Here is a 26,567-nt window from a genome sequence, read left to right as displayed (position 1 = left end):
TCATGGCTGAAACAAAACCAACTGCGCCCGCCGCGAAGAGTAGTACATCTGTTCAACCAAAGAAAAGTAGCAATGCTATTTCATGGATCGCACCAGTAGTATGTATTCTTGCAGGTTATTTGATCTGGAGGTTTGGCTTGGGCGCTGCAGGTAACTTTACTAAACCCGATTTAACCGGAGGCTTTTGGCCCAAACATGAAGGACCAAAAGGTGGATTGATCAAGATGTATGAAGGGGGTATTATCGTGCCTTTATTGATTGCCACTTTTCTGACGGCAGTCACCTTTATTGTTGAACGTTTACTGACCATCAGCAAAGCTACCGGTACCGGAAATATTGCTGAGTTTATTCGCAAAGTGCAATATCACCTCGCTAATAAAAATGTGGATCAGGCTATCTCTGAGTGCGATAAGCAAAAAGGTAGTGTAGGTAATGTAATGAAAGCTGGTCTGCGCAAGTACAAGGAAATGATTTCCAATACTGAGCTGGATACAGAACAAAAAGTACTGTCTATTCAAAAGAAGTAGAAGAAGCAACTGCACTGGAACTGCCCATGTTGGAAAAGAACCTGGTGTTCCTGTCTACCATCGCTTCTGTAGCTACCCTGTTGGGTCTGTTAGGGACCGTATTGGGTATGATCTCTTCCTTCTCTGCCCTTGGTGCTGAAGGTGGTGGCGGTGCTGCAGCAGAACTGTCTCGTGGTATCTCTGAGGCCCTGTACAACACGGCATTGGGTATCGGTACTTCTGCTTTTGCCATCATTTTCTACAACATCTTTACCACTAAGATCGATGGTATCACTTATGGTATTGACGAATCTGGTTTTACTTTAACACAAAGCTTTGCTTCACTGTACAAATAAGGTGAAGGAAAGACCAGTTTATCCGTCATGGCCCGGTTGAGCGAATGCCTGGTTAAGGCTAGAAGGCAAAGCCGGCAAGGTTGCGACAGGTAAATATGGAAATTGGCTGAGCTTGCATCTCATTGTTAGAAAATCGAAATTTTAAATCATGCCAAAAGTTAAAGTACCGCGGAAAAGTACAACGATCGACATGACGGCGATGTGCGATGTGGCATTTCTGTTGTTGTCGTTCTTCATCCTTACCACGAAGTTCAAGGCTCCGGACAATGTGCAGGTGACTACACCTAAGTCTGTGTCTACCAAGGCTGTAGAGCAAAAAAACGTGGTGTTGGTGACAATGGATAAGCAAGGCAAGATCTTTTTTTCAATTGGTGACGACAACAAGCCAGAAATGGCTGAATTGATCGACTTGATCGATCAGTCTAAAGCCCTGTCTCTCACCGCTGCAGAAAAGAAGGCTTTCGCAAATCCAGGTAACCTAATCGGTGTACCCTTTACGCAATTAAAATCGTATCTTCAGTTATCACCCGAACAGGCAAAAACTTTCACTGAAAAACAAGCTACCGGTATTCCTGTTGATACTGCCAATAATCAATTGGTAGATTGGATAAGGGCGGCAGCCACTGTATTTCAGGGTAAGAAAATGAACCTGCTGGTAAAAGGTGACAATGACGCTAAATATCCCTCGTTCAAAGGCATCATAGATGCCTTGAAAAAGAATGAGATATTTAAATTTTCCATGATCACCGATCCCCAAGGTGTTCCTCCCGGCACTGAGCTGTGGAAGAAAAATGAAGCCTCTGGTGGAAGGGCGACAGATGAGTAAACAAGTTTCTAATTTTAAAAAATTTGCGATATGGCAGAAATGGATACCTCGTCGGGTGGGGGACATAAAAAAGGGCCTGGTGTAAAGAAAGGGAAAAAGCTTTCTACCCGCGTTGATTTAACGCCGATGGTGGATCTGGGATTCCTGCTCATCACGTTCTTTATCTTCACCACTACGATGAGTCAGCCTACAGCTATGCGGCTTTTCCTGCCTAAGGATACGGAAAAGCCTGAGGAGCAAAATAAGGTAAAAGCCTCTGGTGCTTTGACCCTTATCCTGGCCAAAGACAATTCCATCTTCTATTATGAAGGGGAGCTGGCACCTGATGGTAACAACTTCAAGAACACCGGTTTTAAGGAGATCAGGGACATAATCATCAATAAGAAGAAATCGACCAATCCGGACGATTTTGTGGTGGTGATAAAGCCAACCCCTGATGCAACCTATAAAAATACCGTTGATATCCTGGATGAAATGACCATCAACGATGTTAAGCGCTATGCCCTGGTAGATATTTTTGACGTTGAACTTCAGTTAGTTAAGGCTTCCGGGAAGTAAAATGTGAAATAATTGCCGGCAAGTTTATGGAATCTTAGTTGCAATGCATCTTATAACAAAGCACACGTATGGAAATCAATAAAATATTAAGCGCTGATGTTCTTGATATTATCTTCGAAGGAAGGAATAAAGAATATGGTGCTTATCAACTGCGCAAAACCTACAATAAGCGGCTAATGACTGCCCTTATTGTAACAGCGTCTATCATCCTGCTTTCGTTTGGTGGTTATGTACTGTCAAACTTCTTAAGCCAGATGGATGACAAAAAGACATGGTGGTGCAGGACGTGCAGCTGGAGGAGATCAAACAAGAAGAAAAAAAGGAAGAACCGCCTCCTCCTCCGCCCCCCCAAGCCACCAGAGCCTCCCAAAGTGGAAATGGCTAAATTCACCCCTCCCAAGATCGTAAAAGATGAAGATGTGAAGGAAGAAGAAAAACCACCAGAAGTAGAAAAGCTGGAGGAAACCAAGATCGGTACCGTAAACCAGGAAGGTGTAAAAGATGAAGGTATCGTTGCTCCTCCTGCTGAGGATGCCGGTAAAGGTGTGGTTGAAGCTCCCAAGAAGGTAGAAGAAGATTGGGATAAGACCTTTACCAAAGTGGAAATTGAATCTGAATATCCCGGCGGTTCTGCAGCCTGGCAGCGTTACCTCAACAAAACGCTTCGCTATCCGCAAGACGCTATCGACAATGAAATCCAGGGTACTATTGTGATCCAGTTCATTGTGGACAAAGAAGGTAACGTAAGTGATGTGGAAGCCATTAGTGGCCCTGAAGAATTACGTTCCGAAGCGGTACGGGTAATCAAGAAGAGTGGTAAATGGACACCTGCCGTTCAAAACGGTCGTCAGGTTAAATCTTACAAAAAACAACCCATCGTATTCCGTCTGGAAACAGAAGGTTAATACCAGCAGATTAAATGATTGTAAAATCCTCTCCGGTTCCGGGGAGGATTTTTTTGCGCTTACCTCCCAGGCATTTTACTGCCTGGTCTATGCATACTTCTCCTTTAATAGTTTGAAATATGGATGATAGCTAACTGACAGGTACGGTTACTGGGGATATCCACAGCGCCACCTGATTAAGTGTTGCTATCATACCTGTTTTCGATGTTGAACTTTAATAAGTTAAGATTCCCCGAATTAAAATGTTCAGATAAACGCCGGCAGGCATATGGAATTTTAGTTGCCATGAGTCTTATTACAAAGCATACGCATGGAAATCAGTAAAATTCTAAGTGCCGATGTTCTTGATATAATCTTTGAAGGAAGGAATAAGGACTATTGTGCTTATCAACTACGCAAAACTTACAATAAGCGGCTGATGACTGCCCTTATTGTAACTGCGTCTATCATCCTGCTTTCGTTTGGCGGTTATGCCATGTCGACCTTATTGGGTCTGGATGATGACAAAAAGACATGGTGGTACAGGACGTGCAACTGGAGGAGATGAAACAAGAAGAGAAAAAGGAAGAACCACCACCTTCCCCACCTCCGAAGCCACCAGAACCTCCCCAAGTAGAAATGGCTAAATTCACCCCTCCCAAGATCGTAAAAGATGAAGATGTGAAGGAAGAAGAAAAACCACCCGAAGTAGAGAAGCTGGAGGAAACCAAAATCGGTACCATCAACCAGGAAGGTGTGAAAGATGAGGGGATCGTTGCTCCTCCTGCCGAAGATGCTGGTAAAGGGGTGGTAGAAGCTCCCAAGAAAGTAGAAGAAGATTGGGAGAAGGTATTTATCAAAGTAGAAACAGTATCTGAATACCCTGGTGGTATACTAGCCTGGCAGCGTTATCTGATCAAAACACTTCGCTATCCGCAGGAAGCCAGTGACAGTGAGATCCAGGGCACTGTTTTGATCCAGTTTATTGTAGACAAAGAAGGCAATGTAAGTGATGTGGAAGCAGTTAGTGGGCCTGAGGAATTACGTGGAGAAGCTATACGGGTAATTAAAAAAGTGGTAAATGGACACCAGCCATTCAGAATGGCCGTCAGGTTAAATCCTACAAAAAACAACCCATCGTATTCAAACTAAATACAGATGGATAAACGAGCTAATTAAAGGTTGTGAAATCCTCTCCAGTCCGGAGAGGATTTTTATGCCCTCTCATAGCTATACAACGGCTATGTAGCCAGAAAATCTGACATTTCTTATGTGTAGGTAAAATATCTTACACCTAAAGGCTGCAATATGATAGTGATGCAATACCTCCTATAATTCACAAGCCTGACAAAAAAATAAATATCTGTGGAAACCATTTTCCAGGGCATCTCATTTAAAACTATTTGCCATGGAGATTTCAAACATCCTGACCGCCGATATACTCGATATTATATTCGAGGGGCGGAATAAGTCTTACGGTGCATACGAACTACGTAAATCGTATAAACGCCGCTTATTGGTATCTATTGCCGTTATGTTGTTGCTTATTTTACTGCTGTTTGGCGGTTATCTCTTCGCCAATATGAGTAGCAATGATCAAATTGTCAAAGAGATCGTTATTCCCGACAATGAACTAAAGTTGATTGACCAGGAAGAAAGAATCGAAGAGCCTCCGCCCATGAAACAGCCCGAACAAAAACCGGTAGAAACCAAACAATTCACCCAATTGAAAATTGTCCCGGATGAAGCGGTAAAACCCGAGGAGCAGCCACCAACGAACGCTGAACTGGAAGATGTAAAAATTGGGACTGCTAATGTGGATGGCGTAAAAGATGAAGGGTTGGCAGGACCGCCGGCAGAAGGTGCTGAGAAAGGAATTACGGCTGTCATTAAAAAGATGACACAGACTATGGAGCCCTTTTGCAAAGGTTGAAATTGAATCCCAATACCCGGGCGGGTCGCCGGCCTGGGCAAGGTTCCTGAATAAGAACCTGGGCAATAATTACCCGCAGGAGGCCATTGACAATGAAATTCAAGGCAAGGTAGAGATCATGTTCATTGTAGACAGTTTTGGGGTTGTAAGTAATGTAGAGGCTGTTTCGGGGCCCAAAGAGTTGTGGGACGCTGCTATCAAAGTGATTAAAAGAGCGGTAAATGGGAGCCTGCCGTCCAGAATGGAAGGCACGTGAAGTCCTACAAACGCCAGCCCATCGTTTTCAAGTTGAACGACGAATAGTAGTTTTTGAACTGGACAATCCCTTCTCGGGAGCTGATTTTAATGTCCGACAGTCCTGCTTTTGCGGGACTGTTTTGTTTCCCAACCAGGTAACTTACTTTTGTGCTGCTTTTGGACAGGGATGGGCCTGGTCCTAAAATGAACACAATATGGCAGCAAAGCTTTTGGGATGGGATGATACCATTGTAGCCTTGGCAACACCCCCGGGAATTGGGGCTATTGGCGTAATACGCATCAGTGGCAGCCAGGCATTTGAGATCATCAACCAGTTGTTTCCCTCAAAAACCTTTTGCTCCAGCCTTCTCATACCATCCAGGTAGGTTACCTCAAGGAAGGAGAAAAAGTATTGGATGAGGTAGTTGTTTCTTTCTTCAAAGGCCCACGTTCCTACACAGGGGAAGATGTAATTGAAATCTCCTGCCACGGTTCACCTTTTGTTCAGCAACAGGTAATACAGGCCTGTGTACACCTGGGTGCCCGGCTGGCTAAACCCGGTGAATTTACCCAACGTGCTTTTTTACATGGTAAACTGGATCTTACCCAGGCCGAAGCTGTGGCCGACCTGATAGCCAGTAATACAGAGGCATCCAGAAGGGCCGCCTTGCACAATATCCGTGGCGGATTTTCAGAGATCCTGCGGAAGTTAAGGGATCAACTATTGTCATTCTCGGCTCTGATAGAACTGGAACTGGATTTTTCGCAGGAGGATGTGGAGTTTGCCGACCGGTCGAGGTTTTATGCTCTCATCCGGGAGGCACAGGATGCTGTGGAGCGATTGCTGCATTCCTTTAAACTGGGCAATGTGATCAAAAATGGCGTACAGGTGGCCATTGTGGGTAAACCCAATGCGGGTAAGTCCACCCTTTTAAATGCCCTCCTGAATGAAAACAGGGCCATTGTAAGTGAAATAGCCGGCACCACCCGCGATACTATTGAAGAAATATTGAATATTGATGGCATCCTGTTTAGGTTGGTGGATACGGCTGGAATTCGTGAACATACAAGTGATATTATTGAAAGCATTGGTGTAGAAAGAAGCCTGGCTAAAATGGCCCAGGCCGATGTGGTGATCTATTTATTCGATGTGCAGGATACAACTGTGGCTCAATTGGAAGCTGTAACGCATGATCTGGATAACCGGCAGCTCAAATACCTGCTGGTGGGTAATAAGGCCGATCTGGCTAGTGATGCTATCCGTAACAATTTTGATGCCAGGGCAAATATCATTTTCATAGCGGCCAAACAACAACTGCATATTGAAGTGCTGAAAGAACGACTGGTAGATATGGTATTGCAGGGTAAACTACAAACAGAAGATACCGTGGTAACCAATGCCCGCCATTACCATGCATTGCAGGAAGTATTGAAATCATTGAAAGACATTCACGCGGGCCTCGATAATCAGATTTCCGGTGATCTGTTGGCGTTAGATATTCGTCGCTGTCTACATTATCTGGGCGAGATCACTGGTGAGATTACCACCGAAGACCAGCTGGATTATATCTTTAGTAAGTTTTGTATTGGGAAGTAAGGCCTTTCTTCTGCTTTCTCTTGTTTTCATCAACTTTCCTAACGTAATGCTTATCAGGACTGTATTCTAACAGATTCCTTTAATTTTCTTGCGTTTTATTTTTTTGTTGGACGATTTCCTGTGAATTTCGGATAGCAGGTGCGAGGTACAAATTTTAAAGGTTCTAAAGAAAGTATTGCACTAATATGCTCTTTAATGCCTTTTAGTGCAATAAAGGATACCTCAACGCATCGGCACAAATCGAAAGAAATGAGCAGTAATATCAGAATACAGAAAGTTTGTTTGCATTGTAAAAGGTGTTTACGGCCAAGACCACCGTAACAAAATTCTGTTCAGATGATTGTGCAAAGCGTAATTACAAACTACGTATTAAGGGGCAGAAGGTAGAGGCATCAGTAAGCGAATCCAGGAGTGAAATGGATCAACTGCTTAGTGGTGGTTCGAAAGGGAAAGCTATTTCAGCCTCAATAGGGGAGAAGGCCCTTATTAATGTAAAAGAGTTATCGGTATTGACCGGAATTAGCAGAAGAAGCATTTTTAATTTGATGGCTGATGGTGCATTCCCCAGGATAAAGATCGGACGTAAACTTTTGTTTGATAAAAACCAGGTGCTTGAATTTATCAAAACCAAATATGGTAATGTATGAGAGGCATATTGAGAAAGAAAAAAATTAAAGAACGGGAAGATTAGCCTGTACATAGATTACTATCCGCCGGTTTGGAATCCCCAAACCAAACAGTATACCAGGCGAGAATTTCTGAATCTTCATTTGTATGCGGTTCCGGCAACGGACCTGGAAAAGCAAGAGAATAAATTGTACACTGGGATAGCAGAAAAGATCTACAAAAAGCGAATGAAATTGCTGATGTTGGAAGAAATCAACATTTTTAATAAAGATGTATTGAGGGCGATTTCTGTATCTATGCTGAAAATTTCATTCGTGGAAAGCAAAAAGACAAAGTAGATACCATACATTACGAAACTGCTATTAAATACTTGAAAAGTGGAAGGGTGCTCACTTAAAATTCCGGCATATTGATGAAAGGTTTTTGGAAAAGTTCAAGGAGTATTTGTTGACTACCAATTCTCTAAAGTCGAAGCACACAAAGCTTAACCAGAATTCAGCTACCTTATATTACGATAAGTTGGCCCTGATTGTGCAAAGTGCCTTCCTTGATAAATATTTAACCGAAGATCACACACAACGGGTTCCCCGTATCAGTAATGTAGAAACGTTCCGGCAGATCATTGATGACGAAGAATTTAAATTGTTGTTAGAAAATCCAGTGGAGGATGAATTGGTTTTCAAATCGTCAATATTTGCGTTATTAACCGGCTTTCGATTCAGCGCCTTGAAAATATTGAAGTGGAGCGACTTTCATTATTCAACTTCATTAAATGCCTGGTATGTGTACATTATTGATCCGAAACCAGAACGATCATTTAAACACTATATCAGTCATCAGGCTTTACATATTTTAGGTGGAAAACAGGATGGCGATAAACTGGTATTTCCCGATTTAAATTATCACCACGTAAGAACAAAATTGAAAGAGTGGTTCAGCAAAGTGGGCTTGGAAAAAGCCAAGTTCCATAACTGGCGGCATAAATATGCTACCGATTTAATTGAGAAAGGAGAGGATATTTATATAGTAAGTAAGATGCTTAATCACAAGCATGTGAAAACAACGCAGATTTATGCAAAGGTACCTGATACCAATAGGGCCAAGGCCGCAGGTAAGGTGATCATTAATCATTTAAATTAATCAAGCATGGATATATCACCGATGGAACAACGTTTGGAGAAAATGGAAGCTGATATACAGCATATCAAAAGTATGCTTAGTGAATTGCTGGATATTTCCCGGATGGCATTTCAAAATCATTCAGAGGAAAAGATCATGCCGGCAAAAAAGTAGCGGAATTTCTTAAACTGGATTTAAACGTGATCTACACCAAATGTTGCGATGAGAAAATGCCTTATTTCAAAATGGGCAAGCTGTATCAGTTTAAGAAATCGGAAATCCTGGAGTGGGTGACAAAGCAGGATGCCGGTTCGCCGTTTTCGGTGGATGATTATGTTGAGCGGTATTTGCAGAAGAATCAGTTGAAGAGGTAATGCGCGAACTACAGAGGAAAACCCGGTAGTTGAAATAGTTCAAGGCTTTATCTCAAAAGAGCTTGTAAAAATGTTACAATTGGTTAATTGGAAGTACAGGTCCGAAACATCCGGTAAACGTCCGGCAAACATCCGAACCAGTTGGTTACTCTTATTATACAAACCACGCTAATCGAAGTAGTTGCGGTATTATTAAAAGAAAACCGATTAGTTTCATATTTTACCCCAAAATCTTGCATTTAATTGCGTATTTTTAGAAAGAAAATATGAAAATTTAACTGGAGTTTCCTCAAAATCTGGAGTCATAGCGGCTCAAATGTCTGTTGTTAGTGGCTTTTAGCAATTATAATACTGCAAGGCTGCAAATTTCAATTTTATAATGTGAGTTGAACGGATAGCTGTCAAGTTGTCTTTGAAAATAGTTTCCTCAAAAAATTGCGTCCAATTTCGTAAAATGCAAGTACCACCTTAACATTCATACGATCATGGACGCAAATTCTTTACGGACGCACCGTTTCAAGGTGCAACTTAGTAAATTTTCAGGAATCATTTCAAAGCAGTTCACCAAGCCCAAACAGCGGCTGCTAAAGGAATTGATGTACGGGATCCAGGCCAGCAAGGACATCAAGTTGTCTAATATAGCCCGGTCACTTCAGGAAGATATCCCCTGATTAAAACAGAGGACCGGTTAAGTCGCAACCTGGCTGACGAGGATTTTACGGAAGTGCTTAATAATGAGATATTGCGATTGGGCGATGATAAAATAACGGAAGACATGGTTCTTGCTATTGACCCAGGCGACATTATGAAGCCCTATGCGAAGGCTATGGAATACTTGTGTGGGATTTATGACGGCAGTGAGCAGGAAAAGGCCCGTGGCTACCACTTATGCCAGGTAACGGGTGCTAACCTGGAACACAATAAAATTGTACCCTTATATTGCGAGGCATTTTCGTCACAGGAAGAAGGATATGTAAGCATGCCCGAAAAGATGAAAGATATCATCGGCAAGGTTAAGGCCTATATCAGCACTGTCGGTACCTGGGCCGTGGACAGACAGGGCGACGATGTTAATCTGTTCAATTTTTTGATAGCGAAGAGCTAAAGTTTGTAACCCGGTTAAAACTCAACGGATGGCTGTTAACACATAACAGCAATGGTGGTGCTGTTCCGGTGCAGGCAGAACGCCTGCATCGTCATATGTCGCTATCTCACCGGGGACAGATTACCAAAATTGACGATGGCCGCGAGACGGTGCTCAATATTAAATTTGGTGTTACACGTGTGGCCATATTCGATCAGCCTGAAAAATGGTACAATGCAGTGGTGATAATAGGTTTCGGAGAAGAGCCAATGATACTGATTACGAACCGCCAGATCAATACCCGCGAAAGCAAAGCCATCTACAGGATTGTTGAAATTTATCTCACCAGATGGAAGTGCGAGGAGTGCTACCGGTATATCAAACAATCTTATAACCTGGAAGACGTAAGGGGAAGAAGATATAATGCCATTCGGAATATAACGGCCATCATAAATGCCATTGCCTATTTTACCAGTATTTATATGGGGCACAGTGTAAAACTAAAAATTATGGTACAGAAGATCTTTATTCTATCCAAACGATTCTTTGGTATACCAACTTTCTTTAATTACGCTATGGCCGATGGCATTGCTGAACTATTAAAGAAAGACAACATCGCTTTACATGGGGTAAACTATAAAGGAAAAACTGGAATTTCGGCAGACGCTATACAACTCGACTTATACCCGAATTAGCGCCTTATCAGGAAACTCCAGTGAGAACAATATGTTTGCGCCAACTTCTTTCACTTTAATTAGGAAACGAAAGATATTTTCATTAAGACTTTTGACTGAAACTGTTATAATGAGTAAACAACAACCGCTTGTCTCCTGCATTATGCCGACTTATAACAGGCGCTCATTTGTACCTCATGCCATAAAATATTTTTTACGACAGGATTATGAGAATAAGGAGTTGATCATAATCGACGACAGTATTGATGCCATTGAAGACCTGGTTCCGGATATCAGCGGTATCCGCTACTATCATTTGGATGCTAAAATTACCCTTGGTGCTAAACTCAACCTGGCCTGCGAGTATGCTTCGGGAAGTATTATAGCCAACTGGGATGATGACGACTGGTATGCTCCGCGACGTTTGACATACCAGGTAAATGCGCTCGAATCTGCCGATATTGATATTTGCGGGATCAATAAGCTGCTTTATTTTGACCTGCGTCATAAACTGGCATACCGGTATGTTTATCCCCCAGACCAGCGCATCTGGCTATTGGGAAGTTCATTATGCTATAAAAAGGAATCATGGCGCATCAACCATTTTGCAGATATCAATGTGGGCATGGATGGCCTGTTTGTCTGGAAAATTCCGCCGCACCGCGTCAGGGTCCTTCCGGATTCAACTATGTCGGTGCATATGATACATAATAACAATGTAAGTCCAAAACAAACACACGACAGCTGGTGGCATACTTACCCGGTTGAAGAGATAAAGACCATCATGGGCGCTGACTGGAATTTTTACAGCAATGATAACTATGATATGCCAAACGCGAACGCCGCGGTACGAACCAATCATTGCCAGGAAGATGTAGAAGTGCACAAGCCAGTGCGGAATATTTATGCCTGCCTTGTTCATGAGAATGAAAATTGCATTATCGATGTTGTCCGCAACCTGCATTATCATGACCCTGCTTCCATTATTTTATTGTACAATGGAAGCGAAAAACGCGATTTGGTTCATCCCCGGTTTTCCTTTGAGAAATATGGAGCGGTGATCCATCCTAAACCGGTGCCGGTCGTACATGGTTACCTGCATTCCTTTGCCCTGGCAGCTATGCAATTTGCTCTCGACAATTTTGCATTCGACTGCCTGACGATCGTAGACTCCGACCAGCTGGCCATCCGTTCGGGATATTCTTCGTATCTCGGGCAATTTCTTTCTTCCCAGCCCAATGCAGGGATTCTTTCACGCAATGCGGAAAAGATAAACAGGGGTAGTAACGTTAATCATGTTGCCGCGCAGGCATTTAATGAATATGATTTATGGAAACCTCTCCTGGATAGTTTCGCTGATGGACACAACAAATTTGTCTATTGGACTTTCTGGCCTTCTACTGTATTTACATCGGCGGCAGCAAGGGGGCTTACACAATTGTTCACAACAAATAAACTCCTGCAGGAAATCATACAAAGGTCAAAGATCTGGGCCTCGGAGGAAGTGACCTTACCGACGCTTGTGAGCCTCCTGGGATACGAAATCGTTTCAAATCCCTGCAGCTATGATTATGTGAACTATCGAAAGGCATATACGTTGCGCGATCTCGATAAGGCGTTTGATAAAAAGACGCTTACTGGGTTCATCCTGTCACACGGAAATACAATGACCCTCTTCGTGCCTATATCCGGAACAAATTCAATAACTATTCAGCCGGGAAAAAGCAGCCGGAGCCTCCCGGCGTTGAATCGTTTCCGCGGCAGCCGATAATAAAGGAAATAAACCAGGTAGAAGGATGGTTAAGCGCAAAGGAAGCAGACCAGCTTATCACATCCACCATCAACTGTTTTACCAACCTGCCACCGCCTTATTCTATCGTCGAAGTCGGAAGCTATCATGGAAAATCGACCATCCTTTTCGGAAGAGTGGCAAAACATTTCTTCGGTGGAGCTAAAATCTACGCTATCGATCCCCACGATGGCAAATTGGGAGCAGCAGACCAAACGCTTCAAATATATCCGCCTTCATATGAGCCCTTCAAAAGGAATATTGAAAACGCCGGTTTATCGGATATTGTCGAGGCTATAATAAGTGTTTCGGCTGATGTTTCCCTGCAGATCCCAATATGCCTGTTATTTGTCGACAGGCTTCATGATTATGAAAATGTGAGGCAGGATTTCTCAAAATTTTCAGAATGGATATGCACAGAGGGGTATGCCATTTTTCACGACTACGCCGGCTATTTTCCCGGAGTGATCAAATTTGTTGACGAACTCGTGGCGACCAGGAAATATCGTCTTGTAGCGAAAGCCGACAGCCTGGTTGTTCTTCAGAAATTGGAGGATTAGTTGCTAACTATAAGTTCCTGCTCATTCTTGCTCCGTTAATATGCAAGTGATCACATATAATGCGGTGGTCATTCCAAAGAGCGAAATCGTGGCCGGCATCATAACTCATAAATGCATCGGGAAAAGGCCCCAGATTTTCCGGGTCGTACCTGAACGGATATTTCCTGATCAACTCTCTTTTATAAACGGTACAGCCTGACAGGCAATGATTGGTTCTTTCCAGGAATGTGTCGTGGGTGTCAAAAGCATAGTTATGAAATCCCTGGTAATAGATTGCACCCACCATGCCCCAGCCAGCCTCGGTAAGGTCGAGTTCGCTGGTAGCGCATTCAAATTGCTGTAGCAAGCTCTGCGGCGGGATGACATCGCTTTCGATGATCAGAAAATAGGGATTGGAAAAGTTATTCAAATAAATATCTCTGAGAAAATTAACCGATTCGCAAACATTTCTTTGAAATTGGCTTTGCTTCGGATGTTCCTGGATATTCAAATGCTCAATCCGGAAATTATTGTACATCCTTTCTGAAAAAAGGTTTTCTAATTTATTATGGTACCTGGTTCCGATAGTGTTATCAACTACATATACCGGCGCTTTACCTGTTATCAAAAAAGATTTTCGAAAAATGTCATGTCACAATAATCCTTTACCTCATTTGTATACACCGCAGTAAAGAATTTATGTTTCAATTCTTTACTCATATTATCTTTTATTCCGTAGAAATACAGATCCGACATTCCTCCATATTCGAACGAAAATGGGAAAAAAGCCGCTCCCATTCGCATAGATGCGCAACATCCTTAAGGCACACATTGCCATAGTAATTCAAAGTGTGCGGTGAGGCAAATGCCGCTGAATCATGTGTGCCGTGTTCAGGACGGCCAAAGGATGCCATGGTCATCAACAGCAGGCCGCCCCCTTTTAGTAACCTGATCGCGTTGACAATTGTTGCAGCATAAAATTCGTCATGCTCCAGGCTTTCACAGCTTACTATAACGTCGAAAGGTATTTCGCGATAATAGTCTTTTCCGTGACATACCAGGTCAACATCTTTCCCAGAGCCCAGGTCAATGCCCAGGTATTTTCCGCCCGTGAATAGTTCGCGGATTGAACCATTGATATTTTGAGATCCAATTTCAAGAACATCCTGGTTGGTGAATTTGTCCGGAAAAAGATTTTTTACTCTCTCGCAGAAGGCGCGTTGTTCAATATGCATAAGAATTTGTTGAGTGTATAAACTATGAATAGGACGGTAATCGTTGTTCGGGTGCAGTGCTGTAATTATTCTGCCAATATTCATGGTTGCAGAAATCTATATTGCGGCAAAAAGAGACAACAAATTTGGCCTTCGATTTCCCGACCCGATCCAGAACTCGCATCCCAGTCGCTTGTGGTTAATCGCATCCCATATTTTAAATCGCGGATACTGATAATACTGTTTAAAATCGGCCAATGTTCGCAGATAACGCGTAGAAGCATACCAGAAGTTGCCGCAGAAATGAGAAACAGGAGGCATGTCGCGCCAATTAACACCAATGATGTCGAAATTAGGGAGTTGCAATACACAATATTCCCACTCCTGCACTAATTCGCGCATCATTAACCGCCGCCATTTTGTTTTGGTGTGGTCGCCGGGATTGCTAACCCCCTTGCTATGTAAATACAAAACATAGCCTTCATTTTCATTCGCATATTTTTCAATCGCCCCTATTGCCGGTTTTTCAAAGTGAGCAAGTTCCGGATCACTGAACAGAATATGGATTTCCATTTTATATTTCAAGGCAATGAGGCGTACGGTGCGCAATTCTTCATTGCATCCCAGTACGGTCATGTTCATTTGCCTGAACCCATTGTCATGGAGCAGCTGCAACTGCTCCTCAAATACCTGTTGCCAGTTTCCCATGCAGGCGAGATGATAGAACACTTTTACGTGGTCGCGAACAAAAGCGGCCACACTGATCTTGTATTCGAGCAACCATTTATAGTGCGATTCATAATTTAATAATTCCGGCAGAACACGATTGGCGGGTGATTGTTCCCCGGCAGTGTCAATGATCCCGCAACCCCAATCAGTGTCAACAAGAACGCATCTGTGTGTTGTTTGATTGAATAGTCTTAATACAGCTTTCCATGCGGTACCGGTCCAGTTTTCTCCTTCCCGGAACTCGTGCAGTTCCCGCTGGTGCCAGGCATCGGGGGCATACAATCGTGGAGCACGATAATTCCGCCCGTTGCCAAACTTTTTGTATGCATTATTTATATCATTTAAAACATGTGCTTCCGTATGGATACCGTCAATGAAAATGAGATCGAATTTATCCGGATTGTGTTTAAAAAGGTTTCGTATTTGTGGGAAGTATTACCGGCCGAATCGCAGGCGATATGCACTTTCTTACCGCAATTGATATAGGTGAAAGTTTGTAGCTCCGTGTGCATGCTGATTTCCAGGTATCTCTTGTACCTGCGCTGTCTGATCAGGGTGTTGATTAAGTCGGTTTTGTTCATTTTAGTCATTTCCAATAAATACTTTTTCTTCCTTCTCATATTCTCTCCGGATCCCTTCAAGTATATCCTGCCGGCAGATCGTCATACTCTTCTTATGAATGGTTTGGAGGGATGCATAGTGAATTACGCTTACTATAGCCGATCCACTTAGCTCGTATTTTGCCGCTATTGCCTGCAGGTATATCTCGTCAGCAAGCGTCGCTTTTGGGGAAGTGATTTCTTCCAAATATCGAGACGCTCTGCCGGGCCTGGCATCGGGAAGTGAATCATGCTGTTGAACCGGCGGATAAAGCCCGCGTCAATATTGTTTTTAAAATTTGACGCAAGAATGATAAGGCCGGGAAAGTCTTCTACACGCTGTAACAGGTAGGATACTTCCTGGTTGGCATATTTATCATGCGCATTCTGCACATTCGACCGCTTGCTAAAGAGCGCATCTGCTTCATCAAAAAACAATATCCAGTCCCTGTGTTCAGCTTTGTTAAATACTTTCTCCAGGTTTTTTTCTGTTTCACCAATGTATTTAGACACAACCTGTGAAAGATCGATCCTGTATACATCTTTTTTTAAATTGCTTTCCAAGCAGGGTTGCTGTCAGTGTCTTGCCTGTGCCCGGCGGTCCATAGAATAGTGACCGGAAACCGCGTTTGATCTTTTTCTATTCCCCATTCATTTATAAATGTAGCATTGTGTTCAAGCCATATTTTAATATCATTGATGGATTGCGCCGTTTTTCGATTGAGGACAAGATCACTCCAATCCATTTTGGTAGTAACGAGTTTAGCAGGAAAGTCGGGGCCAAAGGAAGGTTTGGAGATGGTGCCGGTAGTGAAAAGATCAATATATTCCTGCTGCAAAATGATCTTGCCGCTCATCCGTGGTTCGCCTTCCTTTACCTGTTCGAGTTGCAAAACATTTTCTTTGGCAAAGAAATGATCGGCTGAAAAATAGCCGGAAAGCTGGAGCCGGTTACTGATATCGTTGCCGGCAATGATAAATAGTGCTGTTTCGCCGGTAGGTATAGTACCGCGATGATTATTCCCTTTAACGCCGCCGATCTCGGGAAATTCGCCTCCGTTGGGTAAATATTGCTGAACGATCGTATCCAAAAATTCGGCTGCAGGTTGGGAGCAAGCGCCAGGAATAAAATAATGAATTCTTCGACATTCACCTGGTGGCCTATTAAAAATTGACTAAGTGGTGACTCATTCTTTTCCAGTCTTATTTCGGGGAACCTGAAAGTTTCCTCTCCATTTTTTTGAATAAAGACCCGAAAGCGCTGGTGAATTGTCTCTTGTAATAAAACCAGCGATTGGGCAACATTATGAACGAGTTTTTCTGTCATCGCTATATTAAATTTAAGGCTGCGTCGATGAGAGTGCCTGCAATGTTTCCTGTGCAATTTGCTCAGGCGGACGTGCAAAGCTGATAAAACTCTGTGACCTCATCCATTCCACAAATTGAAATAATGACATTGCTCCTATTTCAGCCGGGCTGATCCTGGTAGGATCACCTCCGCTTTGCATGGCCATATTCATGTCTGAACTTATTTCAACAAGAAGGTTTGCTGTCTGATAGTCTCTCAGCGGCTTTGTCAGATTACTCATAAGATTATTGAGGTTGCCGCTTAAGGAAATGGATGAAAGAAGGCCACCTATTACATTAAGATGCCGCCTTGTTCTCATAGGAACGCTGCTATGATAAATCCAGTTTGCAGGATCGCAGATTGCTTGTCCGGTCAGCACGGCTGTCACGAGCCCTGTTCCGATCGCATTGGACAGCCCGCGCAGTGTTTGCGCCCCGGCAGATATAGCTGACACGGCCGCTGAAATGGCTGTACTGATATCATACACTCTGGATGTAATAAAGGCCGGTAGACCTTCTCTTACTACCCCTCCTGAGTCGATCGTGCCATGAAGTATCCAATCTACCCGGCTGGCACTGGAATCATATTGATCGGGAGTGCCCCTGCATCCCGCGTAAGGATGCGTGTTATCCACAAGAATGCCCGAGTGGTCATATACACATTCATTCATCGGATCGTCGCGGGAGGGCGCCCGGTTTTCTAAAATGGTTCTGAATCCACAATGAAAAACGGCGGTAGGTCCCGGGTAAAGTCTCCAACCGGAAGGCACAGGATCGTTATCATTAAGATGTTGGGGACATGGGGCCATGCGCTGAATTGCGGACAGGCCTGCCGATTGTTGTTGTACTACATGCGTCAATTCATGCCCTAGCAATCTTTTACCACTTTCTGTACTGAAATTATATTGCCCTGCATTAAACACAATATTATTTCCCGTAGTGTATGCCAGCGCATTTATTGACTGTGCTGATCTGACTGCATCCGTATCAGAGTGAATTTTGACATTACTAAAGTCATAACCCATTCTTGGTTCAAAAAATCTCGCTCCTGCTCACTTAACGTTCGCCCACCAGAAAGAGCATATATATAATTTTCTGTTTCCTGCGAAGGCTCAGAAACGCCGTTGTTCTTTTCTTTAAGCTGTGCTTTCTTTTCTTCCTCTTCGCAATGTGCACATTTACGCTGGATAGATGATATAGCAGGCTTAATAATGAAATTATTAGTTGCAACATTACCAGGCATGCGCATTACCTTTTCGGCCATTGCATCCGCTTCCTGTTCATAAATGTCATTGGGTTGATTGATGGTGAGTTTGGGTTGAATGGTGGGTTTGAAAAATGGGGTGCTGTTTGGAACTATAGCAGGTGGTGAAGTGCGTTTGGCTATATTTGATATAAAAGAAATATTTTTCATTATATTCTTATTAGAATTGTTATGGCAATCTATCGTTTTGGTTTATTAAACGAGTATAATATCGCTTGCCTTCCGGGCATATAGTTTATTAATACCAGAATCTCTTCGATCTTGACGGAGCCGTAAAATTGACTTTAAATGGAACGTCATAAGCCTGACCGCCAGCCTCCAACCGGCTCATAGGAATTGTTATATATTGCTCAAACCCTGCACCGCAATCGCCAGGACAAAAATCTACGGCATCGAATACTTCATACTGAAGCGTTGTTTCTACCGTAACATAACCGGTAGAACCAATCAACGGCGTTTTCTCCAGCGTAACATTTCCATACGTAATCTTCCGATAATCGGGGCCGGCATCACTGCTTCCGATGCCACCAGCTACATGCCCTGCAATCGAAAATGGATTACTATAATTTATCGGGCGGTCATTCATTTCTGCGGCTGACAAAAAGTTAGCGAGTGACATCATCGTCGGCGTAAAATCTTGCAGCGGTCCACCCGGAACCCTTGACAACCGACTGCCGACTAAATCAATTACAGCATCCTGATCGTCTGCAGTGTTTCTCGAACTCGCAAAAGAATCAACCAGGTTATTAGTCGGATTGTTGAAAATTACCGGAGACAGACTATCTCCGGGGCTCCTGTTCAAATAACTTTCAAACAGTACTCGTGAATCCGCACCGAATTTCATTTCATCGGCTGGCAAATAATAACTCCTCAACCGCAACTCGGCTGATGCAGCCTCCGCGGCAGTTGGGTATGGCGTACAAAAGTCAGGATCTGAGCAATCCCGCTGTATCGACGCCGTCTTCATGCCCTTCGCTTGTTGTGCAACATGTGTGAGTTCATGTGCAAGTAATTTCTTTCCTCCTTCAGTGCCGGGTGAATATTGCCCCTGTTTGAATATAATATGATTGCCGGAGGTATATGCCAGTGCATTGATGGATTGGGCCGACTTTGCCGCTACCGTATCGGTATGAACTTTTACCTTGCTGAAATCACAACCAAAACGAGCTTCATAAAAATTTCGGGTTTCGTTTGGCAATGGTTGTCCTGAAGTGCCTAGATTGCCAACATAGCTTTCAAAATCCTTATCGGCATGCATTGTTTCCTGATTCATCTCCTTGCGTTGCACTTTTTTGTTTTCTTCTTCTTCGCAATGAGAGCACTTTCGCTGCACCGGAAGGCTGGCCGGTTTGAAAAACTTAGCTTGCACAGTATCCTTATCCGTCATCCGCATCACTTTATCTGCTACTGCATCTGCTTCCTGTTCATAAATATCATTGGGCTGGTTGATGGTGAGTTTGGGCTGTACAATAGATTTAAAAAAAGGGGTACACTCTTTTTTTAGAAAAGGCGGATCCGGCGGCTTTACCTTGTTGTCTTACTATAGAAGAAGCGCTTTGCATCAGTACATTGATTTATATTTATTGACTTTTTACCATTAACTACAAAAATCATCGGGACCGGAAGATCAAAATTGCAGGTTCACTCCCGGCTTTAAAAAAACTTGTTCCCGGGTGTTTCATGACAACTTCTAATCATCAACTGTTACTGCATTACGAAACGCGATAAATAACCGCCTGAACGTCATAGAGCCTTCCCCAAAAGTCCCCTTCTTTGTCTTCCCTCAGCCAGTCCCAATGTTGCTCCTTAATGATCGTATCGCTCGGGCATAAGTAATCAGTAAGCCGTGATGTCCGAAGGGTAACCCATCTGCCTTCTGTAGATACGGATTGCTCATCCAGTTGAGTAAGCCAGCTCACATGAACTGTTTCAGCAAGATAGACGATGCCCTGCGGTTTAAGAAGCGTGCCGAGGTGTTTAATAAAGCCATCTTCCAGGTTCCTGGCAAAGTTCCACACAGATTTACACCAGGGCTTATGCTTTAACATTGCTGGTGCGTATTCGGGGAACCGCCCAAGGTAAATCTTTTCTACGCTCTCCCGCACAAGCGCCTGAAGCTGGGTTAATACCGTTGAACAAACCAGAAAATCATAACGTTGCCTTCGGGGAGGCACCCAAAATTCAGGTGGCGTGGACTCAAGCAACACTCCAAACTGCTCCAGGCATGCGATGGGATTGACGGCCTTCGCTACAAGTTCACTGGCACGAAGCCCGATTCTTGCAATTATCCCAGTTAAATCAGCGCAGTGAAACTGGCAGGCATTTTTTGGTCAACCCATTCTTTACATTGCCTGTCGACGATGCTCAGCGCTTCCCGGTCAATATCTACCAGGTCAACGACTTCGAACGTTTGATTGAGCAGCCGTATAGGAATTTCTCCACAGGAGCCACAACCCAAAACGGCGGCTAAGCCTGAACCCGCCAATGCCGCTGCTTCGGCAATCATCGCGACACTGGAAAGCATATGCGTGTCGGCAGAAACATCTATAAAACTGTTGGTTGTCATTTGACACATCTTTTTGTCGTGCTTAGGTCTTTGCCGGCACGCCTACGCATTAGCGTAAGCAGTCGCACAATCGGTAGGACTAAGCGTAGTGCCCCCGATGGCGCCATAAGATCGGGTGAAGTGGTGTGATTACCACTGTTCAAGAGAATATGGCCGAATTCATGGGCGAGCGGATTAGTAGATGATGAAGCAGTGTTTTGTAGGACAATGGTATTGACATAAGGAGCTTCGGCCCCGGTTGCGCAATATGGGGGAATGCTGTACCCGGCAGCCTGAGTTGGGCTAAAGCTAGCGACAAAAATGCTCGCATCCTGCTGGAGAGCCCATACTTAGTTGTGAGCCTGTCGATCATCACCTGCTCCTCACCCCCTACGTTGCCGCAACCCTCTCCTTGTGTGCGATCGACGTCCGTGTCGCCCCCAAGCAAACTTTGTGTGTCCGCGAGAGATTCTGGAGGCGGCGTCTGGCCCGCGACGAATTGTACGCAGCAACCATTGTACACAGTGTTGGCACCGGCGAGCTGAGCCGCTGGAGAAAGGGTAGCCCCATTCAACCTGACAATATCGACCGAGATCGTCCTGACACCATTCGGGCATGCTGCTGTTGCCGCCGAGTCATATACGTAGTTAGGTGGCGTATCACCTCCGGTGCTCCCTTCGGCGGTTGGCGAAGTTGCACCGGCGCCTGCCGAGCCCGGTGTCCAGCGTCGCGGAGCAAAGGTCGCATCATCGTTCCGCGGGGTTGAACAGGTGCCTGTTTGCATGTTGTCCACGTGATAGAATCCACCGCCACAAGTCATGCCGTCAGCATCTTCCGTTGTGCCGGTACACTGACCTTGTTCCAGTTTTTCCAAACACCCGCACCCACCAGGGCCCATTCAACTCTTGGCGCATTCAAACAGCATTTCCCGCCCAATATTCCGGCCCTGCCTCGCTGCACAGATTTAGTGCCCACAGATTGTTGCACGGTATGAGTAAGTTCATGTGCCATTAACCGGCGTCCGGAATCGGAACTGAAATCATGTTCACCACTGGCAAAGGCAATATGGTTTCCCAGTGTATAGGCTCTTGCGTTGATCGATCTCGCTGCTTGATTCGCATCCGCTCCGGTGTGTACTTTTATATCACTAAAAGACTGCCCAAAGCGTGGCTCAAAGAACGAGCGGGCCGATGCGGCCAACGGCTGACCGCCACTCAGATTTGTGAGTCTGCTTTCCAAATTCGAATTGACTTCTTTTCCATCGGCCGCCTTTCGTTGTACCGTTTCTTCCTCTTTCTCTTCTTCGCCAGCGCTCATCATCCGTTGTATTTCCTGCCCGGCACAGCCACTATGTTTTTGCTGGATCTGCGGCGTCTTGCTGTGGCTCGCTAAAGTGTTACCGCCCTGATCAAAGGTTGAAACATAATTTTCCAGTTCGGTGCCCACAGCAGTTTCTTCATCATTTTTTCTTTGCGTTGCAATTTGTTTTCTTCTGCCTCACAATGTGTACATTTACGTTGAACGAATAAAACAGCCGGTTTGAAAAATTTTGTTTGCACAGTATCCTTATCCGTCATCCGCATCACTTTATCTGCTACTGCATCTGCTTCCTGTTCATAAATATCATTGGGCTGATTGATGGTGAGTTTAGGCTGAAAAACGATTTCTGACCGCTCGTAGTGGAGCGAGCTGGAGTAGTACTTCTGGCAATATACGTTGTAATCGACTCTGACATTTTCAGAAATTTGTATTTTGAATGTAAGCACTCCGGGCCTGTTAAGGATTTTTCTTTTTCCTTCTCAGTGCAGCGACAATTGAAATAATAATAAACAATACTATCAACCAAAACCACCATTGATGCAATACCGAACCGGCTCCAGTGTCTCCGATCACTATGTGGGTTACGTCGAGGCTACTGCTGGCAAAAACCGTGCTGCCAGATGCGGGTATAAACTTCGCAGCAATCTGGTGCTGACCTTTTGTAAGAGACGCCGTAGTTAGTGTGGCGTTACCGCTCGCATCGAGTTTCACCTGTTCGAAATCCTTGCCATCTACGGTGAACTCAACAGAACCGGTCAGGACCTCTTTGCTTATTGAAAACTTTCGTGCCACAATCGCAGTAAAGGTTACTGAATCCCCATACTTTGTTGTGTCTTTGCTACTGTACACCCGGATTGCTGTTGTACTGGTCTGTATTTGTTGGGTGCGTAAATAGGTCTGTGCGAACGTGGGTTCCCCTGTGATCATCACATCGTAAATCGCATTTGCCTTTAGGATGGGATCAGCAATGCCGTTAGTCAATTGCTCGGCAGTAGCATGATCAATTGGTGCCTTCGGATTTTGACCTGCAACGCTGCAAGACTGTGCATGCTCCGCTGGCCAGTTTTTGTCGGTGTACATAGCAGTTGATTTCCCGGGTGCATAGTCGAAGAGGCTCGTTGAATCGGTCACGCGCCAGGCGTCGGCAAATTGCTGGTAGAGTGTTATGAAGCGTTGATGTATGTCTTGCGGCATGGGTCCAACCGATGACCCGTCGGGAAGCGCCGGCAGCCAGCTTTTCGTGCGCCGCGAAATTCCGGGAGTAGTAGTATCATTATAAGCGATAGCACCCGAAATTCCCATCCTTGCAGTAGTGTTGTTAACAGATATATTGAGGTACCACTGTTTATAGGGGGACCAATAGCCGGGTGTAACAGCTAAAGAAGCGCCATCGGGGAAATCGATCTGGATGGCGCCACCCCCGGCTGGTGATTTCATGATGCGGCCACCGGATCCAAGATCAATTCCTTTGTCGCTAAGTTCTGTCAGCTTGCCGTCGACCCGAAGTTCCATACCAGTCGAATCAGGAATTCCATCAATGCGCGGTTGATACGTGACGCGACTCTTGCCAACGCGAGCGGCAATCGCTGTGTTGACACTTACACAAGTAGAGAGGCCGGTGTATGGATCATTTCCGGGGCCGCTTGTGGCAACGGCCGTTTGGCGGGTCTGAATTTCCAGGTTGTCACCACCGTCGGCCCGCAAAGCGACAAATTCGCCCACGGCTTGAAATCGTATTTAACTCCGTCAACAGTGGTAATGTGCGTATCACCAACGATAAGTGTAGCCGAAGGCATCTTGGTAAAAAAGCTCCGGGATGCGATAATCGCATCGCCGTTATAAACATTTACTATGAAATTAAGACGATACCCTATTAAAGCATTGGCTACAGCTGTAATAGTAGTGCTGGTTGTGCCATCGGCGATAGTGATGCCCAGGAGAGCGTCGTTAAAAGCTGATGACGACGTGTAATGTCCGCCCGATACCGTGTTGCATGGTGTAGCGGCATCATATATATTAATATCAGATATTTTCACGGCCGTGACCTTTGCAAAACCTGTAGCGTTAATGGTTACAGATGCGGCGGGTCCAACGCCCGTGTTTTTTAAATCTGTCAGGCTCGGGGCTGCATAGCATCCAGCTGCAAAGCAAGTCTGGGTTACGTTTACACTATGCACACAGGATGTACAGGAGGCAGGTATGTTTTCCACGCATTGAGCAAATATTCCGTCCACAAATATTGCCATAAAGATCACCAGTAATATAAATCTACTATAAAGTGCTTTGTAGTTTTTGGATTCCTTTTTCATTGTATTTTTAATTTATTGAGAGCTGAATTGTATCTAATTTATTCCCAGGCAACAGATAATCGCCGGGGCATCCATGAGAATTTGATCATGGAAAATCCCCAGGGCAGGCGGTTCAGTAAAATGTCTTCTGTTTTTCGCTGCACTTCAAGGCGCCATCCTTCATCGGTGAAATAAAGTTTTCCTTGCCTTTGCAAAAATGTTTCGCGTAGGGCAGCGATTGAAGTATTCCGAAGCGCTGACCAATGACCGATCACCTGAACAAGTAACTCATCACATGCTGCCTTTTCGGCGTCGATAAGGGGCGCTGCCGGTTCCAGCGGCCACTCGGGCGGAATCCCGCAAAGCAGCTTGGGCAACATCAATACATATTCTGGAACTTCTTCATCGCCTGCCGCCAAATAATGAAGTATATTCACTGCACGGTTTCTTGCCTCATCATTTAAAAAATTATTTTCATTCACCCTGCTGCAATATTCAAATAAGCGAGGTAAAAATGGGTGTAGCAAAACAAGACCTGAATCGGGAGTAATTATGAAATCTCCTTTATCGGTACGGCCCGCTTTTTCAGGCTCTTTGAATTTTTTGCTTTCTACATAGTTGACTCTTTTTTGCTATCGCTTAACCCCGGTTCATTTTTATCTTCTTTTTGTTTTAACCTTATTAATTCGCCATGCCAGCATTCAGGAATACTATTCATCCACTCATTATTCTTTGTTATCTCTGGTAAAAAATGGGCAATAAATGAAGGTTGATCTGGAATAACGAACATAGTTGCCAATTCCGGCAAGGAAGACCTGCCTATAGCAAAACTGATCCAGTTTTTCCAGAAATGCCGCCGAAGAACAGAGAATGAAGGAAGAGGGCTTTCATTCCGGAAAGAATTTATTGCTGCGTTCTGCAACGTTTCATGAACACGCGTAAGCCAGCTCCATGCTTTTTCAACTGGTTCTTTCAGTTGCAACCCCTTCAACAAGTTTGTTAAGAATCCGTCACTGTATTGAGAGATCAGTCTTAGCAGAGCGGGTTCATAATAACCCTCATTCTCCTGCCGGACTATAAGACCATTTCGAAGTTCCTGCCAATTTTCTTCGGTTAATTGTTGAAGCCATTCCGGTTTCCAGGCCGGCTCATTCGAATACCACCATGGAAGATAGCCGCGCTGAAGAAAGAACAGGAAGGCTGTTACCTCCGAATTTTTGACAATGGGACCTGCGGTTTGTTTATCTGCGCCATGAGCTGACCAATGGTTTATAGATGAAACCTCTTCGGTAGTTTCAGTCTCTTCAAAATCATTCGGTGTCATGGAGTAGGAGTTCAATATTTTGTGCAATTCACGGTGGAGTGTTTCCGACATTTTGCTCAGGAACTGATCGGTGCTGAATACTCCCAAATCAAACTCAAGCCTGTCAATGGTCAGATATTCTTTTGTAGAATCATAGCCTTCGAAACACTGTTCAAGACACCTGCGCACCGCTTCAGCAGTTCGTGCCTGTTTTGCCTCATCCCAGGAGTTCATAGTGGTGAAGTCGACGAATCGTATATCGATGGTCTGCTTATGAATTATATGGTTAGCTGTGCTTTTCACGATGTCAATTCTTGTCGGAAAAATTCGGTTTAATACGTTTACGAGATTGTTCCGTAGCGGTGCGATGATCGTTGGATCGACATCGTCAGTAAAAAATGCGGCGAGCCATGCCCTGTAAGTCGATTCAAGATTATCAAAACAAGGATAAAGTATCGGTCCATCCGTTAATTTCGTTCCGGCTAAAACCGTGTCTGCCCAAACCACTATTGGAAGAATATGGGAAGGGCAAAAGTTTCGGATCGTTTCTTCGGTGTATTGGCGAAATTCCAGATCGCGAAAACGATCGGGCTGTGTTTTCTTTTTCAATGGTGGGTTACTCGTATCGGCAAAATCCCGGGCATAGCCTGAAGGGAAAACGATTGTCAGGATAAATGAATAAGGGTCATCGGGTAATGAATATCGAATGCCTGTAGGTGAAGTGGGAAGACATGAAGATGCTGAATCAGGAAAAACAAGTGGTGTGTCACTGGTTGAAACAGGATACAGAAGAATGTGTTCAATAAGATAGAATCCTTCATTGCTATAATACCGGTAAAGCAATTGCTGAATTTG

The 26,567-nt window shown here is 44.3% G+C and carries 35 protein-coding genes and 2 pseudogenes; 21 read left to right on the top strand and 16 right to left on the bottom strand.

Features of this window, described 5'->3' with window-relative positions; translation table 11 throughout:
- Positions 1–2: 2 nt before the first annotated feature.
- From RS881_RS51815 to RS881_RS51725, 21 genes and pseudogenes are all read left to right on the top strand, one after another.
- Positions 3–527, top strand: coding sequence for a hypothetical protein (locus RS881_RS51815; protein WP_315817983.1), 525 nt, complete (start codon positions 3–5; stop codon positions 525–527).
- 26 nt (positions 528–553) lie between these two features.
- Positions 554–862: a MotA/TolQ/ExbB proton channel family protein gene (locus tag RS881_RS51810; RefSeq protein ID WP_315817982.1), complete on the top strand. Its 309-nt coding sequence runs from the start codon at positions 554–556 to the stop codon at positions 860–862.
- A 148-nt stretch (positions 863–1,010) separates the two neighbouring features.
- On the top strand, positions 1,011–1,688 hold the full coding sequence (locus tag RS881_RS51805) for an ExbD/TolR family protein (protein WP_315817981.1): 678 nt from the start codon (positions 1,011–1,013) through the stop codon (positions 1,686–1,688).
- 30 nt (positions 1,689–1,718) lie between these two features.
- Positions 1,719–2,246, top strand: coding sequence for an ExbD/TolR family protein (locus RS881_RS51800; RefSeq protein ID WP_315817980.1), 528 nt, complete (start codon positions 1,719–1,721; stop codon positions 2,244–2,246).
- A gap of 68 nt (positions 2,247–2,314) precedes the next feature.
- Positions 2,315–3,151, top strand: coding sequence for an energy transducer TonB (locus RS881_RS51795; RefSeq protein WP_315817979.1), 837 nt, complete (start codon positions 2,315–2,317; stop codon positions 3,149–3,151).
- Between the two features lie 310 nt (positions 3,152–3,461).
- Positions 3,462–3,698 (top strand): hypothetical protein, encoded by a 237-nt coding sequence (locus RS881_RS51790; RefSeq protein ID WP_315817978.1) that lies wholly within the window; start codon positions 3,462–3,464, stop codon positions 3,696–3,698.
- Positions 3,665–4,282, top strand: a complete 618-nt coding sequence (locus tag RS881_RS51785; RefSeq protein WP_315817977.1) for an energy transducer TonB — start codon at positions 3,665–3,667, stop codon at positions 4,280–4,282. Before RS881_RS51790 ends, RS881_RS51785 begins: the two co-directional genes overlap by 34 nt.
- Before the next feature lie 256 nt (positions 4,283–4,538).
- Positions 4,539–5,063, top strand: coding sequence for a hypothetical protein (locus RS881_RS51780; protein WP_315817976.1), 525 nt, complete (start codon positions 4,539–4,541; stop codon positions 5,061–5,063).
- Positions 5,064–5,181: 118 nt separating this feature from the next.
- Positions 5,182–5,319 (top strand): energy transducer TonB, encoded by a 138-nt coding sequence (locus RS881_RS51775; protein ID WP_315817975.1) that lies wholly within the window; start codon positions 5,182–5,184, stop codon positions 5,317–5,319.
- 196 nt (positions 5,320–5,515) lie between these two features.
- Positions 5,516–5,686, top strand: a complete 171-nt coding sequence (locus RS881_RS51770) for a hypothetical protein (RefSeq protein ID WP_315817974.1) — start codon at positions 5,516–5,518, stop codon at positions 5,684–5,686.
- Complete coding sequence (gene mnmE / locus RS881_RS51765; RefSeq protein WP_315817973.1) at positions 5,656–6,897, top strand: tRNA uridine-5-carboxymethylaminomethyl(34) synthesis GTPase MnmE; 1,242 nt, start codon at positions 5,656–5,658, stop codon at positions 6,895–6,897. The genes RS881_RS51770 and mnmE overlap by 31 nt, the downstream gene beginning before the upstream one ends.
- A 296-nt stretch (positions 6,898–7,193) precedes the next feature.
- Positions 7,194–7,544 carry a helix-turn-helix transcriptional regulator gene (locus RS881_RS51760; protein ID WP_315817972.1) on the top strand — a complete coding sequence of 117 codons (351 nt, stop codon included), beginning with the start codon at positions 7,194–7,196 and terminating at the stop codon, positions 7,542–7,544.
- Between the two features lie 39 nt (positions 7,545–7,583).
- On the top strand, positions 7,584–7,862 hold the full coding sequence (locus RS881_RS61145) for a hypothetical protein (protein WP_350340347.1): 279 nt from the start codon (positions 7,584–7,586) through the stop codon (positions 7,860–7,862).
- Positions 7,863–7,947: 85 nt separating this feature from the next.
- Positions 7,948–8,037 (top strand): annotated as a pseudogene (locus tag RS881_RS61140) (hypothetical protein); the annotation flags it as partial.
- Between the two features lie 6 nt (positions 8,038–8,043).
- Positions 8,044–8,664, top strand: coding sequence for a tyrosine-type recombinase/integrase (locus tag RS881_RS51755; RefSeq protein WP_315817971.1), 621 nt, complete (start codon positions 8,044–8,046; stop codon positions 8,662–8,664).
- A gap of 6 nt (positions 8,665–8,670) precedes the next feature.
- Complete coding sequence (locus tag RS881_RS51750; RefSeq protein ID WP_315817970.1) at positions 8,671–8,817, top strand: hypothetical protein; 147 nt, start codon at positions 8,671–8,673, stop codon at positions 8,815–8,817.
- A gap of 26 nt (positions 8,818–8,843) precedes the next feature.
- Positions 8,844–9,017 carry a hypothetical protein gene (locus RS881_RS51745; protein ID WP_315817969.1) on the top strand — a complete coding sequence of 58 codons (174 nt, stop codon included), beginning with the start codon at positions 8,844–8,846 and terminating at the stop codon, positions 9,015–9,017.
- Between the two features lie 724 nt (positions 9,018–9,741).
- Positions 9,742–10,122 carry a hypothetical protein gene (locus RS881_RS51740; protein WP_315817968.1) on the top strand — a complete coding sequence of 127 codons (381 nt, stop codon included), beginning with the start codon at positions 9,742–9,744 and terminating at the stop codon, positions 10,120–10,122.
- Between the two features lie 95 nt (positions 10,123–10,217).
- Positions 10,218–10,796 carry a transposase gene (locus RS881_RS51735; protein ID WP_315817967.1) on the top strand — a complete coding sequence of 193 codons (579 nt, stop codon included), beginning with the start codon at positions 10,218–10,220 and terminating at the stop codon, positions 10,794–10,796.
- Between the two features lie 109 nt (positions 10,797–10,905).
- The gene (locus RS881_RS51730) at positions 10,906–12,546 is read left to right on the top strand and encodes a glycosyltransferase family 2 protein (protein ID WP_315817966.1); all 1,641 of its coding nucleotides are present in this window, start codon (positions 10,906–10,908) and stop codon (positions 12,544–12,546) included.
- 155 nt (positions 12,547–12,701) lie between these two features.
- Positions 12,702–13,124, top strand: a complete 423-nt coding sequence (locus RS881_RS51725) for a class I SAM-dependent methyltransferase (RefSeq protein ID WP_315817965.1) — start codon at positions 12,702–12,704, stop codon at positions 13,122–13,124.
- Positions 13,125–13,131: 7 nt separating this feature from the next.
- On the opposite strand, the gene RS881_RS51720 is transcribed toward RS881_RS51725, so the two are convergent.
- The 16 genes and pseudogenes from RS881_RS51720 to RS881_RS51645 all read right to left on the bottom strand — a co-directional run bounded on the left by RS881_RS51720 (position 13,132) and on the right by RS881_RS51645 (position 26,555).
- Positions 13,132–13,533: a hypothetical protein gene (locus RS881_RS51720; protein ID WP_315817964.1), complete on the bottom strand. Its 402-nt coding sequence runs from the start codon at positions 13,531–13,533 to the stop codon at positions 13,132–13,134.
- A gap of 298 nt (positions 13,534–13,831) precedes the next feature.
- Entirely contained in the window at positions 13,832–14,422 is a 591-nt protein-coding gene (locus tag RS881_RS51715; protein ID WP_315817963.1) for a methyltransferase domain-containing protein, read from the bottom strand.
- A gap of 12 nt (positions 14,423–14,434) precedes the next feature.
- Positions 14,435–15,328: a hypothetical protein gene (locus tag RS881_RS51710; RefSeq protein WP_315817962.1), complete on the bottom strand. Its 894-nt coding sequence runs from the start codon at positions 15,326–15,328 to the stop codon at positions 14,435–14,437.
- Positions 15,329–15,792: 464 nt separating this feature from the next.
- Positions 15,793–16,209, bottom strand: coding sequence for an ATP-binding protein (locus RS881_RS51705; protein ID WP_315817961.1), 417 nt, complete (start codon positions 16,207–16,209; stop codon positions 15,793–15,795).
- Positions 16,151–16,279, bottom strand: a complete 129-nt coding sequence (locus RS881_RS61135) for an AAA family ATPase (RefSeq protein WP_350340346.1) — start codon at positions 16,277–16,279, stop codon at positions 16,151–16,153. The genes RS881_RS51705 and RS881_RS61135 overlap by 59 nt, the downstream gene beginning before the upstream one ends.
- A 706-nt stretch (positions 16,280–16,985) precedes the next feature.
- Entirely contained in the window at positions 16,986–18,017 is a 1,032-nt protein-coding gene (locus RS881_RS51695; RefSeq protein WP_315817959.1) for an eCIS core domain-containing protein, read from the bottom strand.
- On the bottom strand, positions 17,948–18,406 hold the full coding sequence (locus RS881_RS51690; RefSeq protein ID WP_315817958.1) for a hypothetical protein: 459 nt from the start codon (positions 18,404–18,406) through the stop codon (positions 17,948–17,950). The genes RS881_RS51695 and RS881_RS51690 overlap by 70 nt, the downstream gene beginning before the upstream one ends.
- Positions 18,407–18,494: 88 nt before the next feature.
- On the bottom strand, positions 18,495–19,643 hold the full coding sequence (locus RS881_RS51685) for an eCIS core domain-containing protein (RefSeq protein WP_315817957.1): 1,149 nt from the start codon (positions 19,641–19,643) through the stop codon (positions 18,495–18,497).
- 325 nt (positions 19,644–19,968) lie between these two features.
- Positions 19,969–20,304 carry a hypothetical protein gene (locus RS881_RS51680; protein WP_315817956.1) on the bottom strand — a complete coding sequence of 112 codons (336 nt, stop codon included), beginning with the start codon at positions 20,302–20,304 and terminating at the stop codon, positions 19,969–19,971.
- A gap of 245 nt (positions 20,305–20,549) precedes the next feature.
- Positions 20,550–20,822, bottom strand: coding sequence for a hypothetical protein (locus RS881_RS51675; protein ID WP_315817955.1), 273 nt, complete (start codon positions 20,820–20,822; stop codon positions 20,550–20,552).
- 795 nt (positions 20,823–21,617) lie between these two features.
- The gene (locus RS881_RS51670; protein WP_315817954.1) at positions 21,618–22,247 is read right to left on the bottom strand and encodes an eCIS core domain-containing protein; all 630 of its coding nucleotides are present in this window, start codon (positions 22,245–22,247) and stop codon (positions 21,618–21,620) included.
- Positions 22,190–22,567, bottom strand: coding sequence for a hypothetical protein (locus RS881_RS51665; protein ID WP_315817953.1), 378 nt, complete (start codon positions 22,565–22,567; stop codon positions 22,190–22,192). The genes RS881_RS51670 and RS881_RS51665 overlap by 58 nt, the downstream gene beginning before the upstream one ends.
- 10 nt (positions 22,568–22,577) lie before the next feature.
- The gene (locus RS881_RS51660; RefSeq protein ID WP_315824895.1) at positions 22,578–23,048 is read right to left on the bottom strand and encodes an Ig-like domain-containing protein; all 471 of its coding nucleotides are present in this window, start codon (positions 23,046–23,048) and stop codon (positions 22,578–22,580) included.
- A 671-nt stretch (positions 23,049–23,719) separates the two neighbouring features.
- Positions 23,720–24,430, bottom strand: a complete 711-nt coding sequence (locus RS881_RS51655; RefSeq protein ID WP_315817952.1) for a hypothetical protein — start codon at positions 24,428–24,430, stop codon at positions 23,720–23,722.
- Positions 24,431–24,468: 38 nt separating this feature from the next.
- A pseudogene (locus RS881_RS51650) lies at positions 24,469–24,993 on the bottom strand (contractile injection system tape measure protein); the annotation flags it as partial.
- A gap of 26 nt (positions 24,994–25,019) precedes the next feature.
- Positions 25,020–26,555, bottom strand: coding sequence for a contractile injection system tape measure protein (locus tag RS881_RS51645; protein WP_315817951.1), 1,536 nt, complete (start codon positions 26,553–26,555; stop codon positions 25,020–25,022).
- Positions 26,556–26,567 lie beyond the last annotated feature (12 nt).

The organism is Paraflavitalea speifideaquila (assembly GCF_032395985.1).
Taxonomy (GTDB): Bacteria; Bacteroidota; Bacteroidia; order Chitinophagales; family Chitinophagaceae; genus Paraflavitalea; species Paraflavitalea speifideaquila.
This window is presented reverse-complemented; position numbering and strand designations above follow the sequence as displayed.

Bases quoted from the DNA above. Each gene is read 5' to 3' on its own strand.
- RS881_RS51730 (WP_315817966.1), top strand. From the start codon at position 10,906: ATGAGTAAACAACAACCGCTTGTCTCCTGCATTATGCCGACTTATAAC.
- RS881_RS51785 (WP_315817977.1), top strand. From the start codon at position 3,665: ATGGTGGTACAGGACGTGCAACTGGAGGAGATGAAACAAGAAGAGAAA.
- RS881_RS51780 (WP_315817976.1), top strand. From the start codon at position 4,539: ATGGAGATTTCAAACATCCTGACCGCCGATATACTCGATATTATATTC.
- RS881_RS51750 (WP_315817970.1), top strand. From the start codon at position 8,671: ATGGATATATCACCGATGGAACAACGTTTGGAGAAAATGGAAGCTGAT.
- RS881_RS51805 (WP_315817981.1), top strand. From the start codon at position 1,011: ATGCCAAAAGTTAAAGTACCGCGGAAAAGTACAACGATCGACATGACG.
- RS881_RS51680 (WP_315817956.1), bottom strand. From the start codon at position 20,304: ATGTTAAAGCATAAGCCCTGGTGTAAATCTGTGTGGAACTTTGCCAGG.
- RS881_RS51690 (WP_315817958.1), bottom strand. From the start codon at position 18,406: ATGAAAAATATTTCTTTTATATCAAATATAGCCAAACGCACTTCACCA.
- RS881_RS51770 (WP_315817974.1), top strand. From the start codon at position 5,516: ATGGCAGCAAAGCTTTTGGGATGGGATGATACCATTGTAGCCTTGGCA.
- RS881_RS51800 (WP_315817980.1), top strand. From the start codon at position 1,719: ATGGCAGAAATGGATACCTCGTCGGGTGGGGGACATAAAAAAGGGCCT.
- RS881_RS51655 (WP_315817952.1), bottom strand. From the start codon at position 24,430: ATGAAAAAGGAATCCAAAAACTACAAAGCACTTTATAGTAGATTTATA.
- RS881_RS51775 (WP_315817975.1), top strand. From the start codon at position 5,182: ATGTTCATTGTAGACAGTTTTGGGGTTGTAAGTAATGTAGAGGCTGTT.
- RS881_RS51815 (WP_315817983.1), top strand. From the start codon at position 3: ATGGCTGAAACAAAACCAACTGCGCCCGCCGCGAAGAGTAGTACATCT.
- RS881_RS51695 (WP_315817959.1), bottom strand. From the start codon at position 18,017: ATGGGTTATGACTTTAGTAATGTCAAAATTCACTCTGATACGGATGCA.
- RS881_RS51675 (WP_315817955.1), bottom strand. From the start codon at position 20,822: ATGACAACCAACAGTTTTATAGATGTTTCTGCCGACACGCATATGCTT.
- RS881_RS51715 (WP_315817963.1), bottom strand. From the start codon at position 14,422: ATGAATATTGGCAGAATAATTACAGCACTGCACCCGAACAACGATTAC.
- RS881_RS51735 (WP_315817967.1), top strand. From the start codon at position 10,218: ATGTCGCTATCTCACCGGGGACAGATTACCAAAATTGACGATGGCCGC.
- RS881_RS51660 (WP_315824895.1), bottom strand. From the start codon at position 23,048: ATGATCACAGGGGAACCCACGTTCGCACAGACCTATTTACGCACCCAA.
- RS881_RS51685 (WP_315817957.1), bottom strand. From the start codon at position 19,643: ATGACGGATAAGGATACTGTGCAAGCTAAGTTTTTCAAACCGGCCAGC.
- RS881_RS51790 (WP_315817978.1), top strand. From the start codon at position 3,462: ATGGAAATCAGTAAAATTCTAAGTGCCGATGTTCTTGATATAATCTTT.
- RS881_RS51810 (WP_315817982.1), top strand. From the start codon at position 554: ATGTTGGAAAAGAACCTGGTGTTCCTGTCTACCATCGCTTCTGTAGCT.
- RS881_RS51795 (WP_315817979.1), top strand. From the start codon at position 2,315: ATGGAAATCAATAAAATATTAAGCGCTGATGTTCTTGATATTATCTTC.